Origin of the sequence: Flavobacterium ginsenosidimutans, from assembly GCF_037478105.1 — a bacterium.
GTDB classification, from domain to species: Bacteria; Bacteroidota; Bacteroidia; order Flavobacteriales; family Flavobacteriaceae; genus Flavobacterium; species Flavobacterium ginsenosidimutans.
The window spans coordinates 4,565,132-4,581,423 of the sequence record NZ_CP147988.1 but is presented as its reverse complement, the minus strand read 5'-3'; the positions used below and the strand labels follow the sequence as shown (position 1 = coordinate 4,581,423).

General features: G+C 35.2%; 10 protein-coding genes. 8 read left to right on the top strand and 2 right to left on the bottom strand.

The genetic code is table 11. The annotated features are described in order from the left end of the window. Position 1 precedes the first annotated feature (1 nt). The 7 genes from V6624_RS19690 to V6624_RS19660 all read left to right on the top strand — a co-directional run bounded on the left by V6624_RS19690 (position 2) and on the right by V6624_RS19660 (position 14,084). Entirely contained in the window at positions 2 to 3,013 is a 3,012-nt protein-coding gene (locus tag V6624_RS19690; protein WP_338839909.1) for a TonB-dependent receptor, read from the top strand. A gap of 12 nt (positions 3,014 to 3,025) precedes the next feature. Then, on the top strand, positions 3,026 to 4,627 hold the full coding sequence (locus V6624_RS19685; RefSeq protein ID WP_111289586.1) for a RagB/SusD family nutrient uptake outer membrane protein: 1,602 nt from the start codon (positions 3,026 to 3,028) through the stop codon (positions 4,625 to 4,627). Position 4,628: 1 nt separating this feature from the next. Next, positions 4,629 to 6,266 (top strand): glycoside hydrolase, encoded by a 1,638-nt coding sequence (locus V6624_RS19680; protein ID WP_111289588.1) that lies wholly within the window; start codon positions 4,629 to 4,631, stop codon positions 6,264 to 6,266. Between the two features lie 253 nt (positions 6,267 to 6,519). After that, positions 6,520 to 8,103, top strand: a complete 1,584-nt coding sequence (locus V6624_RS19675) for a glycoside hydrolase (RefSeq protein WP_111289590.1) — start codon at positions 6,520 to 6,522, stop codon at positions 8,101 to 8,103. Positions 8,104 to 8,238: 135 nt separating this feature from the next. Further along, positions 8,239 to 10,662, top strand: a complete 2,424-nt coding sequence (locus V6624_RS19670; protein ID WP_111289592.1) for a sugar-binding domain-containing protein — start codon at positions 8,239 to 8,241, stop codon at positions 10,660 to 10,662. A gap of 113 nt (positions 10,663 to 10,775) precedes the next feature. Next, entirely contained in the window at positions 10,776 to 12,146 is a 1,371-nt protein-coding gene (locus V6624_RS19665) for a glycoside hydrolase family 27 protein (protein WP_111289594.1), read from the top strand. Continuing rightward, positions 12,147 to 14,084: a family 43 glycosylhydrolase gene (locus V6624_RS19660; RefSeq protein WP_111289596.1), complete on the top strand. Its 1,938-nt coding sequence runs from the start codon at positions 12,147 to 12,149 to the stop codon at positions 14,082 to 14,084. Positions 14,085 to 14,164: 80 nt separating this feature from the next. Here V6624_RS19660 and V6624_RS19655 read toward each other — a convergent pair whose 3' ends face one another. Both V6624_RS19655 and V6624_RS19650 read right to left on the bottom strand, forming a co-directional pair. Continuing rightward, the gene (locus tag V6624_RS19655; protein ID WP_111289598.1) at positions 14,165 to 14,497 is read right to left on the bottom strand and encodes a YegP family protein; all 333 of its coding nucleotides are present in this window, start codon (positions 14,495 to 14,497) and stop codon (positions 14,165 to 14,167) included. 160 nt (positions 14,498 to 14,657) lie between these two features. Further along, on the bottom strand, positions 14,658 to 15,401 hold the full coding sequence (locus V6624_RS19650) for a DUF1349 domain-containing protein (protein ID WP_111289600.1): 744 nt from the start codon (positions 15,399 to 15,401) through the stop codon (positions 14,658 to 14,660). Positions 15,402 to 15,502: 101 nt separating this feature from the next. On the opposite strand from V6624_RS19650, the gene V6624_RS19645 reads away from it, so the two are divergent. Continuing rightward, positions 15,503 to 16,279: a response regulator transcription factor gene (locus V6624_RS19645; RefSeq protein ID WP_111289602.1), complete on the top strand. Its 777-nt coding sequence runs from the start codon at positions 15,503 to 15,505 to the stop codon at positions 16,277 to 16,279. Positions 16,280 to 16,292 lie beyond the last annotated feature (13 nt).

The following is a 16,292-nucleotide window of genomic DNA, read 5'->3' as shown; positions in this document are numbered from 1 at the left end:
TATGAAATTTAAATATATAGGATTTTTTATTGCCCTTATGTGTACTGCTGTATCCTTTGGACAAATAAAAATAAAAGGTACTGTTAAGGATAAAGCCAATGTGCCGATTCCAGGAGTAAATGTGATCGTGAAAGGAACTTCAACATCGGGAGCAACTGATTTTGATGGAAATTATACAATCAGTGTTCCAAATAAAAATGCACAGATCGAATTTTCATTCGTAGGTTTTACTTCTCAGGTTGTGCCAGTTGGAGATAAAACAGAGATTAGTGTAGTAATGCAAGAATCAAGTCAGGCATTAGACGAGATCGTAGTTGTGGGTTATGCTGCCGTAAAAAAGAGCGACGTAACGAGTTCTATTTCTTCTGTAAAAGGAAAAGAATTACAGACTATGACTGTGGGTAACGTGACAGAATCATTACAAGGTAAAGTTTCTGGGGTTCAGGTTGTAGGAGCTGGAGGTCCAGGAGCACAGCCAAGAGTTTTGATCCGTGGTATTTCTACGATCAATTTAAGTACAGATCCGCTTTATGTAGTAGACGGAATTCCGATGGGAACAAGCATTAACTTTTTGAGCAATAATGAGATCGAATCTATGGAGGTTCTTAAAGATGCGTCTGCAAGTGCAATTTATGGTTCTCGTGCTTCGAATGGAGTTATCTTAATTACAACTAAAAAAGGTAAAGTTGGAAAAACGAGATTCAATTTTGATTTGAGTTCTGGTATGCAGATCATGAATAATCCATATAATATGGCTGATGCCGAAGGTTATGCAACGATTATGAATACGGCATATAACAATTCAGGATATTCAGATTATTTGCCAAATCCTTCTCAATACAGAGGAAAAACAACAGATTGGTGGAGAGCAGGAATTAGAACTGGAACACCTGTAACAAATGCTTCTCTTGGAGTAACAGGAGGTTCAGATAAACATACTTATGCAGTTAGTTTAAACTATTACGATTCTGAATCTATGTACGGCATAGGCGGATGGGAGAGAATAACAATGAGAATTGCAAATGATTTTAAATTCTCTGATAAATTCTCAGCTGGAATTACTTTAAACCCACGTTATGAAACTTATGGTTCGCCAAGCAACTGGGCAGATTTTGATAAAATTGATCCAATTACGCCAATTTACAAACCAGCAGATCAATTAACTGGTTTAGAAAATGAGTACAGTATTTATGCGCGTTCGCCATCGTATGTTTGGAATCCAGTTGCAGCTGTAAAACGTTATGATGATTATACAGATCAGTACAATTTAAATACAAACGGTTATTTGCAATATACACCAATTAAAGGTTTGGTAATTCGTTCACAAGCTTCGATTGAAGTAGGTGATATCGTAAGAGATAAATTCAGTCCTGATTTTGTAATTGATGCTGCACACGAAAAAGCAGAAATCAACAGTGTTGAAAAATGGAATACTACTGATGTTAATTGGACTTGGCAAAATACAGCTACATACAATAGAACATTCGCAGAAAAACATAATGCGTCTTTGATGATTGGTAATACCATGGAAGAATACAACCAAAGCACACTTTGGGGATATGGCGAGGGAGTTCCAAACAACTCTGATTCGATGAGAGAATTAAATGCTGCTACTAAGAATCGTAACAGTAGCGGTACCAAAACATCAAGCTCTTTAATGTCTTATATTTCTCGTTTTTCTTATAACTATGATGAAAAATATTATTTCACAGGTACTTTCAGACGAGACGGTTCTTCTAAATTCATGGAAAACAACAAATGGGCAAACTTCCCTTCAGCTTCTGTTTCATGGAGAGTTTTGAATGAAGGTTTCATGGAATCTACAAAAGATCTTCTTAGTGATCTTAGATTTAGAGCTGGTTGGGGTAGAGTGGGTAACCAAAATTTACCAAGTGCGGTTTATCAGTCAAATATCGGGCAAGGATTTTATATCATAAATGGAGAAGTAGTTGATACATCATATCCGTCAACAATGGCGAATAAAGATATCAAATGGGAAACTGTTGAAGATTTAAGTTTTGGACTTGATTTCGGATTATGGAAAAACAAACTTTCAGGATCTTTAGAATACTACGAAAAGAAAACAAAGGATATGTTGTTCTTAAAACAGTTCCCAACTTACAGCGGATTCCCAGGATATTCTACAATGTGGACTAACGTAGGTTCAATGAAATCTAATGGTATCGATTTATTGATTTCATATAAAGATAAAAGAGGAGATTTCTCTTGGGGTGCAGATGTGACTTTTACAACTGTAAATGTAAAAATGTTGTCTTTATCTGCTGATGGCGAAAAGTTATACGGTTCAAGCAATAGAACATTAACAGTTGAAGGTGACGAACCTGGATATTTCTACGGATATGTTGCTGATGGATTATTCCAGAATCAAACAGAATTGAATTCTCACACAGATGAGCATGGTACAAAATTACAGCCTTATGCACAAGTTGGAGATATTCGTTTTAAAGATGTTAATGGCGATGGAAAATTAGATGATAAAGACAGAACAAAAATTGGAAGTCCGTGGGCAGATTATAATGTTGGTTTAAATTTAAATTTTGCTTACAAAGGATTTGATTTAGTAGCTAATTTCTATTCAAGTATTGGAAATGACCTTATCAATCAGAATATTTCAGATTTATACAATGGTGCAAGCTTAACAAACAAAGTAAGCGGATTAGATCATATGGCTTGGCATGGAGAAGGAACTTCAAACTACATTCCTCGTTTGTCTAAAGATGATAACAACGAAAACTTTACAAAGTTCTCTTCTTTTTATGTTGAAGACGGTTCTTACGTTCGTATGAAAAATTTACAAGTAGGATATTCATTCTACAACAAATTCGGACTAGATAAATTAAGACTTTCTTTATCAGGACAAAACCTTTGGACATGGACAAACTATACAGGAGTTGATCCTGAAGTAGGTGGTGGAGTTTTAGGATCAGGATTTGGAGGATGGAACTATCCAGTACAGCCAACAATTTTGATGGGTCTTAATGTAGCATTTTAATAAAAAACGATCATGAAAAAAATAATAGTATCAATAATAACTTTTTCTCTATTAGCAGTTTCTTGCAGCGATTTTATTGAAAAAGAAGAAAGAGGAACACAAACTTTAGAGAACTATTTTCAGACTGTACAAGAGTGTGAAAATTATACAAACGAATTAACTCATAGGTTATTGCTTCCAAATGACTGGTGGACATTGATTGCTCCAAGAGTTACTAACGAAATGTCAACAGATGATGCTTGGATGGGAAATACAGGGCAAGACAGTGGTGCTCACAGACCATGTTCGCAATATCTGATTACTCCAGATAACATGGGAGATATGAATAGTATTTATACTGCTCATTATTATACCATTCAATCGGCTAATATTGGTTTGGAGAAAATGGCATTATCGCCAATTACAGATGCTCAGAAAGACCAATATATGGGAGAATCATTATTCGTTCGTGCGTATTGCTACTACGAATTGGTGAATCTTTTTGGAGGAGTTCCAGTTTACACAAAATCATTAGGAACTGGAGATTTAACTTTAGAAAGAAATACTGCTGAAGAAGTTTATGCTCAAGTTGAAAGTGATCTTAAAGAAGCGGCTGCAAAATTAGAAAATGCTCCAGTAGCCAAAGACGGAAGAATCAACAAATGGGCAGCTTATGCTTTATTAGCGAGAGTATCTCTGTTTCAAGAAAAATGGGCTGAAGCTAAATTATATTCTAATAAAGTTATTACAGAAGGACCTTTTGCTCTTGAATCAGATTTCTTAAAAATCTGGGATGTAAACAATCATAACGGAATCGAATCTATTCTTGAAGCGCAATCATCATCTGTACAAGATAAATCTTTAGGATCTGCTCTTCCAACTTTATCAGGAGCAAGAGGAGAAGACAAAAAGAACTTTCCAAGTAATGATGCTGGAGACGTTCTTGACGGTTGGGGATGGTGTATGCCAACAAGCGATTTAGAAAACGCATATCTTTCTGAAAATGATGAAATTCGCAGAAGAAGCACGATTACAAAATGGGGAGAAGCAGCTTACGGAGATGAGGTTTTAAACCCAACACACAAATTCAGTTTAAATGACAATAAATCTGGACGTATCTGCCGTAAATATTATATTCCAATTGCAACTCGTCGTTCTTTAGATAAAAAAGATGGTCACTTACCACTAAACATTCCGTTGATTCGTTTGGCTGAAATGTATTTGACAAGAGCAGAAGCAAATTATCATTTAGGAGGAGATGCTTTATCAGATATCAATGTTATTAGAGCTCGTGTAAAATTAGATCCAAAAACAGGAATTTCAGGACCAACTTTATTGAGACAAATCTATAAAGAGCGTCGTTTAGAATTGGCTTTTGAAGGACTTCGTTTATATGATATTCGTCGTGAAAAAGACCCAACAACAGGAAGACCAGTAATCGAATCATTAATGGGACCAAACGGAACTTTTGTTCAGTATAACCTAAATTCTACAGATCCTTACGAAACAACCAATTTGAGAGAACCACAAGACAAAGGAATCAACTTTGATGCATCTAAACATTTATTATGGCCAATTCCGCAATTAGAAATTGACTTAAGTAATGGTTTAATCAAACAAAACCCAAATTATTAAGATGAGAATCTTTAATGCAACAAAAGTAAGTCTGCTGTGTGCAGGCTTGCTTTTAGCTAACACTTTATTGGTAGGTTGTGATTCTGAACCAAATAATTCAAATTCAGAAGATACTACAATTGCTAGTTTAAATGTAAATTTAGATATGAATCTTCAGACTATGGAAAGTTTTGGAGCTTCAGATGCTTGGCAATGTAATTTTATTGGAAAAAACTGGCCTACAGATAAAAGAAATAAAATTGCTGATTTGCTTTTCAGCCAAGGTTTAGATGCTGATGGAAACCCAAAAGGAATTGGATTATCATTATGGCGATTTAATCTTGGAGCTGGTAGTGCAGAACAAGGCGACGCAAGCGATATTACTGATGAATGGAGAAGATCAGAATGTTTTACTACAGACGGAGTTTCGTATGATATGACAAAACAAGCTGGTCAGGTTTGGTTTATGAAAGCTGCAAGAGAACGTGGTGTAGATAAACTTTTAGCATTTGCAAACAGCGCTCCAGTTTATTTAACTCAAAACGGAAAAGCGTATGCTTCAATTAAAGAATTTTACAATTTAAAAGATGGTAAAATGTCTGATTTAGCCGATTTCTGGACAACTTCATTAGATAAACTTAAAACAGAACACGGTTTAACAATAGATTATGTGAGTCCGTTTAATGAACCGCAATACGAGTGGGACGGTACAGGACAAGAAGGTTCTCCAGCAACCAATGCGAATATTTACAGTTTTGTAAATGTTCTTTCTCCAAAATTACAATCAAAAGGATTGGATGCTAAAATTGTAGTAGGCGAAGCAGGAGCTTATGAACCATTATATAAAACGGTTTCAGGAAAGGAAAGCAGATCTAACCAAATTGATTATTTCTTTGCATCTAATTCTACTAAAAATATTGGTGGCTTAAGTAATGTCAAAAAAACAATTTCTGGACATAGCTATTGGCAAGCTTGGCCGTTGAGCGAAATGATTTCATCAAGACAATCAGCAGCATCAAAAATTCAATCAGTTGGAAATGTTAGTCTTTGGTCATCAGAATATTGCGTATTAGAAAGTCCAGGGACTGATGAACTTCCAGGCGGAGCTGGTTCAGGAAGAGATTTAGGAATGTCACTAGCACTTTGGACAGCAAGAATCATCAGCACAGATATTGCAATTGGAGGCGTAACGTCTTGGCAATGGTGGACAGCAATTAGCCGCGGTGATTATAAAGACGGTTTAATTCACGTTGATGATGGAGCAAGCAATGGAGCAGGAAACGCTGATTATTGTAAAAATGACGGTTACATCAGAGATTCTAAGACGCTTTGGGCTTTAGGTAACTTTTCGTTCTTCGTAAAACCAGGAATGGTGAGAGTTCAAATTCCAAGTGTTGATAATTCAACCGCTTTAAATGATGTTATGGTTACGGCTTACAAAGACGCAACAAATAAAAAGTTGGTAATCGTTGCAGTAAACATGAGTAAATCAGCTAAAACATACAAATTGAATCTTTCAGGAGGAACGGTTAGCGATAATAAACTGACTCCTTATACCACTTCTGAAACTTTAAGTTTGAAAAAAGGAACAGCGGTAGACGCTTCGAATTTGGAAATTCCAGCAAGGTCAGTTGTGACTTATGTTGGAACATATAAATAAGTTGCTAAGGGTCTAAGATGCTAAGATTCTAAGTTTAGAAAGATAAGAAGTATTGTGTGCAAACTTTGTCAAAGTTTTAAACTTTGACAAAGTTATTAACCACAAACTTGTCATCCCGACGGAGGAGGGATCTCCACAAGTAGCTCGACAAAGTAATGGGGGACTTGGTTGATTTATTTACGAAGATTTCTCTTTCGGCGAAATGACAAAAGACGATAACAAAAATTACGTCAACACGAAAAATAATAATTAAATGAGAAAAATATATATCTCGCTTTTATTGGTAACAACTTCACTGACATTTGCACAGCGAACGGTTAGTATCAGCACAGATAATGTAGTACAAACCATGGACGGTTTTGGTGGCTCTGATGCCTGGAGAACACAGTTTGTGGGTAAAAATTGGCCTGAACAGAAAAAAAATGCCATTGCAGATTTGCTTTTTAGTAAAGAAATCGATGCACAAGGAAATCCAAAAGGAATCGGACTTTCGATTTGGCGATTTAATCTTGGCGCAGGAAGTACAGAGCAAGGAGAAAACAGCAAAGTTTCGGACGAATGGAGAAGAAGCGAATGTTTTTTGAATGCTGACGGGACTTATGATTTCTCAAAACAAGAAGGACAAAGATGGTTTTTGCAGGCGGCTAAAAAACGTGGAGTAGAAAAGTTTCTTATTTTTACTAATAGTCCACCAGTTTATATGACTAACAACGGATTATCTTTTGCCTCTCAAAAGAATAAACTGAATCTAAAAGATGGTGCGATTCCAAAATTTGCCGATTTCTTAGTTCAAAGTATTCAAGGACTGGAACAAAAAGAGGGAATAAAATTCGATTATGTTAGTCCGATAAACGAACCGCAATGGGAATGGATGCCAAAACATGGAGACACCAATAGTCAGGAAGGAACGCCAGCAACCAATCAGGAAATATATGATTTGACCAAATCACTTTCAGAAAAATTGAAAGCAAAAAAAATAAACACCGAGATTGTAATTGCTGAAGCTGCTCAAATCGATTATTTGTATGAAAATGTAAATGCCGAAAACCGTGACAATCAAATTGATTATTTCTTTGGAAATACTAAAACGAATGTGACTAAATTTTCAAATGTAAAAAATGTAATTCTTGGACACAGTTATTTTACAACATGGCCAGTTGAAAGACAGGTTTTAAGTAGAAAATTAATTGCTAAAGAAGTCAAACAAAAAACAGGATTAAAATACTGGCAATCGGAATACTGTATTTTAGAAAACCCAGGAGAAGCAGAAATCCCTGGAGGTTCTGGCGGAGGAAGAGATTTAGGAATGCAGACTGCTTTGTTTGTAGCGCGTTTAATTCATAATGATATTGCAGTTGCCAATGCAGCTTCATGGCAATGGTGGACCTCAATAACAAGAGTAGATTACAAAGACGGCTTGATCTATCTGGATGACGGAAAAAGTAACGGAGGAACTGCACCAGATTATGTGAGAAATGATGGAGAATTTCACGATTCAAAACTGCTTTGGGCTTTCGGAAATTATTCGCTTTTTGTTCGTCCAGGAATGTTGAGAGTTGATATTCCAAACCAAAATGAATTGGACAAAGCTAACGACGTAATGCTTACGGCTTACAAAGATGCTCAAAACAAAAAACTGATTGTAGTAGCAGTCAACTGCGGAAAATCAGCGCAGCAATACAAATTTGATTTATCAAAAGGAACTTTGAAGAACAATGAGTTCACACCTTACGTAACTTCTGACACATCAAACCTAAAAAGAGCCGAAGTTCAAAAAAATGGTAATCTAGAAATCCCAGCAAAGTCTGTAGTGACGTTTGTTGGAGAGCTACAATAAAAATGAAATTAGTTTCAAGTTTCAGGTTTCACGTTCGAAGTAAACTTGAAACCTGAAACCTGAAACAAAAAAATAATTAAATAAACAAAAGAAGCTTAGATTCTCAGAATCTTAGCATCTTAGAACCTTAAAAAAATGTTTACAAAAAAGATCTTACTACCCGTATTTCTCTTTTCGTGTTTATCGGCTTTTAGCCAGATATCATTTGGAGATTCAAAAAAAATAAATGACAACTGGAAATTCAATCTTCAGGAAACTCCAGAAGCAAAAAATAATGCTTTTGACGACAGTAAATGGCAACAGGTAAATGTACCGCACGATTGGAGCGTAAAAGGGCAATTGAGTCCTACGCTGGCGAGCTGTACAGGATATCTTCCAGGGGGAATTGGCTGGTATAGAAAATCAATCAATATTCCGCAAAGCAAAGCTGGTGAAAAAGTGTATTTATATTTTGAAGGAGTTTACAATAGAAGCGAAGTTTTCATCAACGGGCAATCATTAGGAAAACGTCCAAACGGATATATTTCTTTTGCTTATGATGCGACGCCGTACGTAAAATTTGGAGGAGAAAACACGATTTCAGTTCGTGTAGATCACAGTCAAAGCGCCGATTCAAGATGGTACACTGGATCTGGAATTTACAGAAATGTTTGGTTGGTTTATGCAAATCCGGTTCATATTGCACAATGGGGAGTTTATGCTTATCCAGAAGTAAACAAAGGAAACGGAACTTTGAATGTTGAGGTTGCTGTTGAAAATGGTTCAAAAGGAAAAGCAAGTCTGACAATTGTAAATGAGCTTTTCTCAAAAGACGGAAAATCTGTAGCGAAATCATCTTCAAAGGTTGAGGTTGCGGCAAATCAGAACGGAAAAATTTCGGCAAAAATCAACGTTAAAAACCCTAAATTATGGGATTTAGATAATCCGAATTTATATGAGTTAAAAACTACTGTTTTACAAGACGGAAAAGAAATTGATAAAACGGTAACTCAAACTGGTTTCAGAAGTTTTACATTTGATCCAAACAATGGTTTTGCATTAAACGGAAAATGGATGAAAATGAAAGGTGTTTGTTTACATCACGACGCTGGAGTTTTAGGATCTGCAGTTCCAAGAGAAGTTTGGAAAACAAGATTAAAAACATTGAAAGAAATTGGTGTAAATGCCATTCGTACAAGTCATAATCCACAAGCACCTGATTTTTATGAACTTTGCGACGAACTAGGATTATTGGTTTTAAACGAAGCTTATGACGAATGGGAATTCCCAAAACGTAAATGGTTAGAAGGCTGGAATTACGGAACACCAGGATTTGAAGGTTCATTTGATATTTTTGCTAATTGGGCAGAAAAAGACTTAGAAGATTTTGTTCGCCGTGACAGAAACCATCTTTCAGTTTTCGGATGGAGTATTGGTAACGAAGTAGATTATCCAAACGATCCATATTCTCACCCAGTTTTAGACAAAGGAAAAGACGGTTTCGGGCAAGCAGCTTATGGTGGTTATAAGCCAGATGCGCCAGATGCCATGAGACTTGGAGCAATTGCAAAACGTTTGGTTGCGGCGGTTAAAAAATACGACAAATCAAGACCGACAACAGCTGGTTTAGCAGGAGTTGCAATGTCTAACGAAACAGAATATCCAGGAGCTTTAGATATTACAGGTTACAATTATACCGAAAGCAAATACCAGTCAGATCACGAAAAGTATCCAAAAAGAGTGATTTATGGAAGTGAAAATGTTCATGATATGGAACCTTGGTTAGCTGTAAAAAACAACAAACATATTTTCGGTCAGTTCCTTTGGACAGGAATCGATTATTTGGGAGAATCAGGAAGATGGCCTTCAAGAGGATTTTATTCAGGTTTAGTTGATTTTGCTGGAGTTATCAAACCGAGAGGATATTTCCGTCAATCATTATGGTCAGATAAACCAATGGCTTATTTAGGAACTTATCCGTTGACAAACGAAAAAGATATTTCGAAAGACGCTTGGGCAATTTGGAATTACGAAAACGGACAAAAAATTCGTGTGGTTTGTTATACAAATGCTGCTAAAGCCCGTTTAGAATTGAACGGAAAAGTTGTTGGTGAAACCAAATTATACGACGAAAAAACGGGAATTATCTATTGGGATATTCCGTTTGCTTCAGGAAAATTAGAAGCAGTTGGTTTAGACAAAAATGATAAAGAAGTAAGCCGTTACGCTATTAACTCAACACAACAGCCAGTTGAATTAACAATTGCTGATAAAGATATCACAATCAGCAAAGACAAAGGAGTGGCGAAAATAATGGTTCAGATTAAAGATCAAAACGGACTTCCTGTAATGCTTTCAGACAACGAAGTAACTTGTACGATCAATGGCTCTGCAACATTATTAGGATTGGAAGCGGGAAATAATAGCGACATGACAGACTATACAGATAATATTCAGCGAGTATTCCACGGACATATTGCAGCATATATTCAGGCAAATGGAGATTCTACAGCGCCAATAAAAGTGAAATTTACAAGTCAGTGGTTAAAACCTGTTGAGGTTACTATTAATGTGAAATAAAGTATCAATTCAAAAACCTAACAAGTTTTTAGTAACCTGTTAGGTTTTCTGTATGTTGGTAACGATAAAATTTCATTATATTTAAAGTGTAAAAACCACACATAAAAAACACAATGAAAATTACAAACTTACTTACAGTGGCTATAGGAACTTTTTTTCTATCTGTCGCGACTAACGCTCAAAACAAAACGTTTCAAAAAGGAGAATTCAAACAATGGGCTCAAACTCCGCCAATGGGTTGGAATAGCTGGGATTGTTATGGTCCAACAGTTGAGGAACACGAGGTAAAAGCCAACGCCGATTACATGGCAAAAGAGCTGAAGAAATTTGGCTGGGAATACATCGTTGTTGATATCAGATGGTTTGTTGAAAACGACAAAGCAGGAGGTTATAACCAAACAGATCCGCGTTACGTAATCGATCAGTACGGAAGATATTTGCCAGCTGTTAACCGTTTTCCTTCAGCAAAAGATGGGCAGGGATTCAAGCCTTTAGCCGATTATATTCATAAAAAAGGACTAAAATTCGGAATCCATATTATGCGCGGAATTCCTAAAAAAGCAGTTGAAGATAAATTGCCAATTAAAGGAGCAAATGGAATTACTGCAGATCAAGTTTATTCAACAGCATTGCAATGTGAATGGCTGAGAGACAATTACACAGTTTTGGCAGACAAACCAGGTGCGCAAGAATATTACGATTCTATTTTCGAATTATACGCACAATGGGGAGTAGATTTTATTAAAATTGATGATTTATCAAGACCGTATCATGAAGGCGAAATCAACTTAATCAGAAAGGCAATAGACAAATGTGGACGTAAAATTGTTTTAAGTACATCGCCTGGAGAAACACCAATCGAAGCCGCGCCTCACGTAACAACACATGCTAATATGTGGCGTATGGTTGATGATGTTTGGGATACATGGCCTCATATTACACATTTAATGGATGTTGCTCAAAAATGGTATCCTCACATTGCACCGGGAACATGGCCAGATTGCGATATGATTCCGCTAGGGCGTATTTCAATTAGAGGAGAAAGAGGTGAAGACCGTATGACGCGTTTAACAAAAGACGAACAATATACTTTGATTACATTTTTTAATATCTTTAAGTCACCATTATTTTTTGGAGGAGATTTACCAAGTAATGACGCTTTTACATTGTCACTATTGACGAATAAAGAAGTCGTAAAAATGCATAATCAAAGTACTGATGTAAAACAGCTTTTCCAAAAAGATGGAAAAATAGCTGTAACTTCAAAAAATCCAAAAGATGGCAGTGTTTATCTAGCGTTGTTTAATATTTCAGACAAGGATTCGCAAAAGGTTTCAGTTAATCTTTCTGATTTAGGAATTTCAGGTTCAGCAGAAGTTTTGAATATGTGGACAGGCGAGAAATCAAAAGCAACTTCAAAAGAAATAGGATTAGAATTAAAACCTCACAGTTCTGTTTTGTATCAATTAAAAAGTAAAAAATAAATGAAAAGAATATTTTTTTGTCTGATATCATTAATAAGCCTTTCGACTTCTATACAAGCCCAAAATACAGCAAAAGGAGTTCCGCCCGTTATTGCCGAAAAGGATTTAACAGCTTATTTATTCGTTTATTTCATTGGAAATAAAGTCGAAGAAGAAGCGGTTAATTACGCCGTAAGTAATGATGGATATCACTATTATGCGCTTAATAATAACAAACCAATTTTAGATAGTAAAGCAATCAGTTCAACTGGAGGAGTTCGCGATCCGCATATCTTACGCGGAGACGATGGCAAAACATTTTATATGGTTTTGACCGATATGACTTCTTCAAAAGGCTGGGACAGCAACCGTGCGATGGTTTTATTGAAAAGTACTGATTTAGTAAATTGGAAAAGCAGCATTGTTAATATCCAAAATACATTTCCAGGGAATGAAAACCTAAAACGTGTTTGGGCGCCGCAAACTATTTACGATGCAAAGGCCGGAAAATACATGATTTACTTTAGTATGCAGCATGCTGGAGGTCCAGATAAAATTTATTACGCTTACGCGAATAAAGATTTTACTGCCTTAGAAAGTGAGCCAAAATTATTGTTTGTTCCAAAGTCAGGAAACGCTTGTATTGATGGTGATATCATTGAAAAAGATGGAGAATATCACCTTTTTTATAAAACAGAAACCAATACGCCAGGAATCAAAGTGGCAGTTACAAAAGATTTGACTTCTGGAAAATGGATTGAAAATGATAATTATCTACAGCAGACAAAAGATGGAGTAGAAGGTTCGAGTGTTTTCAAACTGAACAATTCAGACGAATACATTTTAATGTACGATGTTTATACTAAAGGAAGATATCAATTCACAAAAACGAAAGACCTAGAAAATTTCAGCGTAATTGATAATGATATTTCAATGGATTTTAATCCGCGCCACGGAACTATTTTGCCTATAACTCGTTCTGAATTAAAGCGAATTACAGACAAATGGGGAACGCCAGCAAAACTTTCAAAAGTAAACCACAATCCAGTTTTAGAAGGTTATTATGCAGATCCAGAAATTTTGTATTCAAACAAAACAAAAAAATATTACATCTACCCAACAAGTGATGGATTTGACGGCTGGTCGGGTTATTATTTCAAAACTTTTTCTTCAGATAATTTAGTTGATTGGAAAGATGAAGGAGTTATTATCGATCTTAAAAAAGACGTAACTTGGGCAAACAGAAACGCTTGGGCGCCTTGTATTGTAGAGAAAAAGATAAAAGGAAAGTATAAATATTTCTATTATTTCACTGCAGCACAAAAAGTTGGAGTTGCAGTTTCAGATAATCCAACAGGACTATTTAAAGACAGCGGAAAAGCAATTGTAGCCACAAGACCAGAAGGAATACATGACGGTCAGGAAATTGATCCAGATGTTTTTACAGATCCAAAAACGGGTAAAAGTTATTTATATTGGGGAAATATGTATATGGGTGTTGCTGAATTAAATCCTGATATGGTTTCTTTAAAACCTGGAACGCAGAAAGTTATTACTGTAAATAATTCCTTCCGCGAGGGAACTTATGTAATCTATAGAAACGGAAAATATTATTTCTTTTGGAGCGAAGACGATACGAGAAGTCCGAAATACAAAGTGAGATACGGAATTTCAGATTCTCCAACTGGACCGCTTGAAATTCCAGAAAACAATATTGTAATTCAAGGAAAACCAGAAGAAGGAATTTATGCAACAGGACACAATTCAGTTTTACAAATTCCAAACAAAGACGAATGGTATATTACGTATCATAGATTCTCTTATCCAACAGGAATTAAAATGGGAGACGCAGGAGGTTTTCATCGCGAAGTTTGCATCGATAAATTAGAATTTAATGCAGATGAAACCATCAAACAAGTTGTTCCAACTCATGCTGGAATTCAGGCTTTGAAGAAGTAATTTCAAAATTTAATTTTCAATAAAAAAAGCTGTTTCTAAATTAATAGAAACAGCTTTTTTTATAATTATAAATATGTTTTTTAAGCCGTCTGATCGTCAATAGTAGCTTCAGGAGCATTTTTCTTTACAGATTCAATTCCGTTTTCTCTAGCAGATACACTTTCGTACATTTCACTCGAACCAATAATCTGACCATTTCCAGCTTTTAAATTGAAATATGGTTTTCCGTTTTTAGCTTCTTTTCTGTCATAACGATTATCGTCACCCGCGTTGGTTTTTACAGATTCAATACCATTATTACATGCTGCTTTTGTAGTGTAACCTTCGCTTGTTAAAATGGTCTGACCATTACCAGCTTTTAAATTGAATTGAAACTCTCCGTTGGCTCTAGTAGTAATTACAAATTTTCCCATTTAGTTTATTTTTAAAGTTAGGTAATATAAAATTTTGCTATTGATAAAAATACAAAACTTGGTAATATAAATCATACATCAATTTAAAAAAATGATTACCTAAACAATAAAAAAAATATACTTTAAGTAAATTCGAAACCGTCAGATCTTAAAGAAAAAGTTATATTCCTAAACGAAAATCAGAAACACTTTTTTCTTCCAGATTAATTTCTTCAAAAATACTTTGCGTTCCTTTATCAATTGGGCATTGTGTACTAATTCCCATCCAGATTTCTTTTGGATAATTGTTTTTATACAAACGAACCATTTGCCAAGTCTTTTTGTCTAATGAATAATAACTTGCAACTGTCTTAGTGTCAGAAGAAATTTTCATGTAAACAGAAGGTTCTTTCACCACATCATGATTATTATCATCAGAAGTTCCCATTGTACGAACCGTTACAATTCTGTGATTTCCTCTTTCGTCTTGCTCAAAACAGAATTTCTGGTAAAAACTATCATTCACATAAATGTATAAAACACCTGCGTTGTATAATCCTTTTTCTGTAAACTCAGGCGTAACTTTCGCGGTAAGCGTAAAAGGTTTCGTATTATCTACTTTTGATAAAAGCATTGGCGCTGTCGTACTCGACAATTTTCCATTTGGATCAGAAAAATAATCTGTTTTTTCACCTGTTTTAAAAACAAGTTTTCCATTGGTTTCCTGCGTAATAAGTTTTTCAGCGTCGTTTATTCCTTTAGTAAAATGAATGTTCGAAAGTTTAACATCAATTGGCGAACCTTTTGCGACTGAATCTATTTTTGTTTCTTCTTTCATTGTTTTAGCAGTTTCATTTTTGTTATTGCAGCTTGATAAAACAGAAAGGCTCAGGATAACAATAGCGTTGTAAAAAATTGTTTTCATAAATTATTTTTTTGGGATAGAAAGTGATATTTTTAATGTTCCAAAAATAAAATTGCTCGAAGAAAAGGGCAATACGTAAAATTAACCAATTACACTTTCCAATGCCACAGAATTCTTCAATCGAAAGCCAATTAATGTCCACATTTTTAGAACAAAAGTTTGACATTGGAGAATCAAATGATATTGAAATGTACAAACAGTTCGTTATCAATTATGTCAAAATTGAGCAATGTGTAGCCGTTTTATCCGATTATCAATCCGACAAAAGTTATATTTATGCAGGAAGTTTTGGCTCAATTTTCGGACTTCCAGATGAAAATTCCGTTATTGATTCCGCTTTTGAAGAATGTATTTTTACTAAAATCAATTCAAATGATTTGATCGAACGTCATGTTTTAGAACTTAATTTTTATGAGTTTTTAAAAGGAATTCCAAAAGAAGAATACAGTAATTACAGTACTTTGAGCCGTCTTAGAATGAAAGATTCTAGTGATAGAAATACTTACATAAACCATCGGACTATTTATCTAAATACATTTAATAACGGAAGCATTTCTCTTGCATTATGTTTATACCTGCCTTCAACAGATTTACAGCCTCGAACAGGAATTGACGGAAAAATTTTTAATATTCAAACAGGTGAAGTAATCGAATCAGAAAAATATAAAAACAATACAGAAAATATACTTTCAAAAAGAGAAATTGAAGTTTTGACCAGTGTTGCAAGAGGAAATAAAAGCGAACAAATTGCTGCAGAAATGTATATTTCGGTTTACACAGTAAGACGCCACAGGCAAAACATTATTGAAAAATTAAAAGTAACCAATACCGCCGAAGCTGTTCAGACCGCTATTATTATGGGAGTTATATCGCTGTAGATTTAAAAGTTAA

Excerpts from the sequence above, each read along its gene's own strand:
- V6624_RS19690 (WP_338839909.1), top strand. The coding sequence starts at position 2 with ATGAAATTTAAATATATAGGATTTTTTATTGCCCTTATGTGTACTGCT.
- V6624_RS19685 (WP_111289586.1), top strand. The coding sequence starts at position 3,026 with ATGAAAAAAATAATAGTATCAATAATAACTTTTTCTCTATTAGCAGTT.
- V6624_RS19680 (WP_111289588.1), top strand. The coding sequence starts at position 4,629 with ATGAGAATCTTTAATGCAACAAAAGTAAGTCTGCTGTGTGCAGGCTTG.
- V6624_RS19675 (WP_111289590.1), top strand. The coding sequence starts at position 6,520 with ATGAGAAAAATATATATCTCGCTTTTATTGGTAACAACTTCACTGACA.
- V6624_RS19670 (WP_111289592.1), top strand. The coding sequence starts at position 8,239 with ATGTTTACAAAAAAGATCTTACTACCCGTATTTCTCTTTTCGTGTTTA.
- V6624_RS19665 (WP_111289594.1), top strand. The coding sequence starts at position 10,776 with ATGAAAATTACAAACTTACTTACAGTGGCTATAGGAACTTTTTTTCTA.
- V6624_RS19660 (WP_111289596.1), top strand. The coding sequence starts at position 12,147 with ATGAAAAGAATATTTTTTTGTCTGATATCATTAATAAGCCTTTCGACT.
- V6624_RS19655 (WP_111289598.1), bottom strand. The coding sequence starts at position 14,497 with ATGGGAAAATTTGTAATTACTACTAGAGCCAACGGAGAGTTTCAATTC.
- V6624_RS19650 (WP_111289600.1), bottom strand. The coding sequence starts at position 15,401 with ATGAAAACAATTTTTTACAACGCTATTGTTATCCTGAGCCTTTCTGTT.
- V6624_RS19645 (WP_111289602.1), top strand. The coding sequence starts at position 15,503 with ATGCCACAGAATTCTTCAATCGAAAGCCAATTAATGTCCACATTTTTA.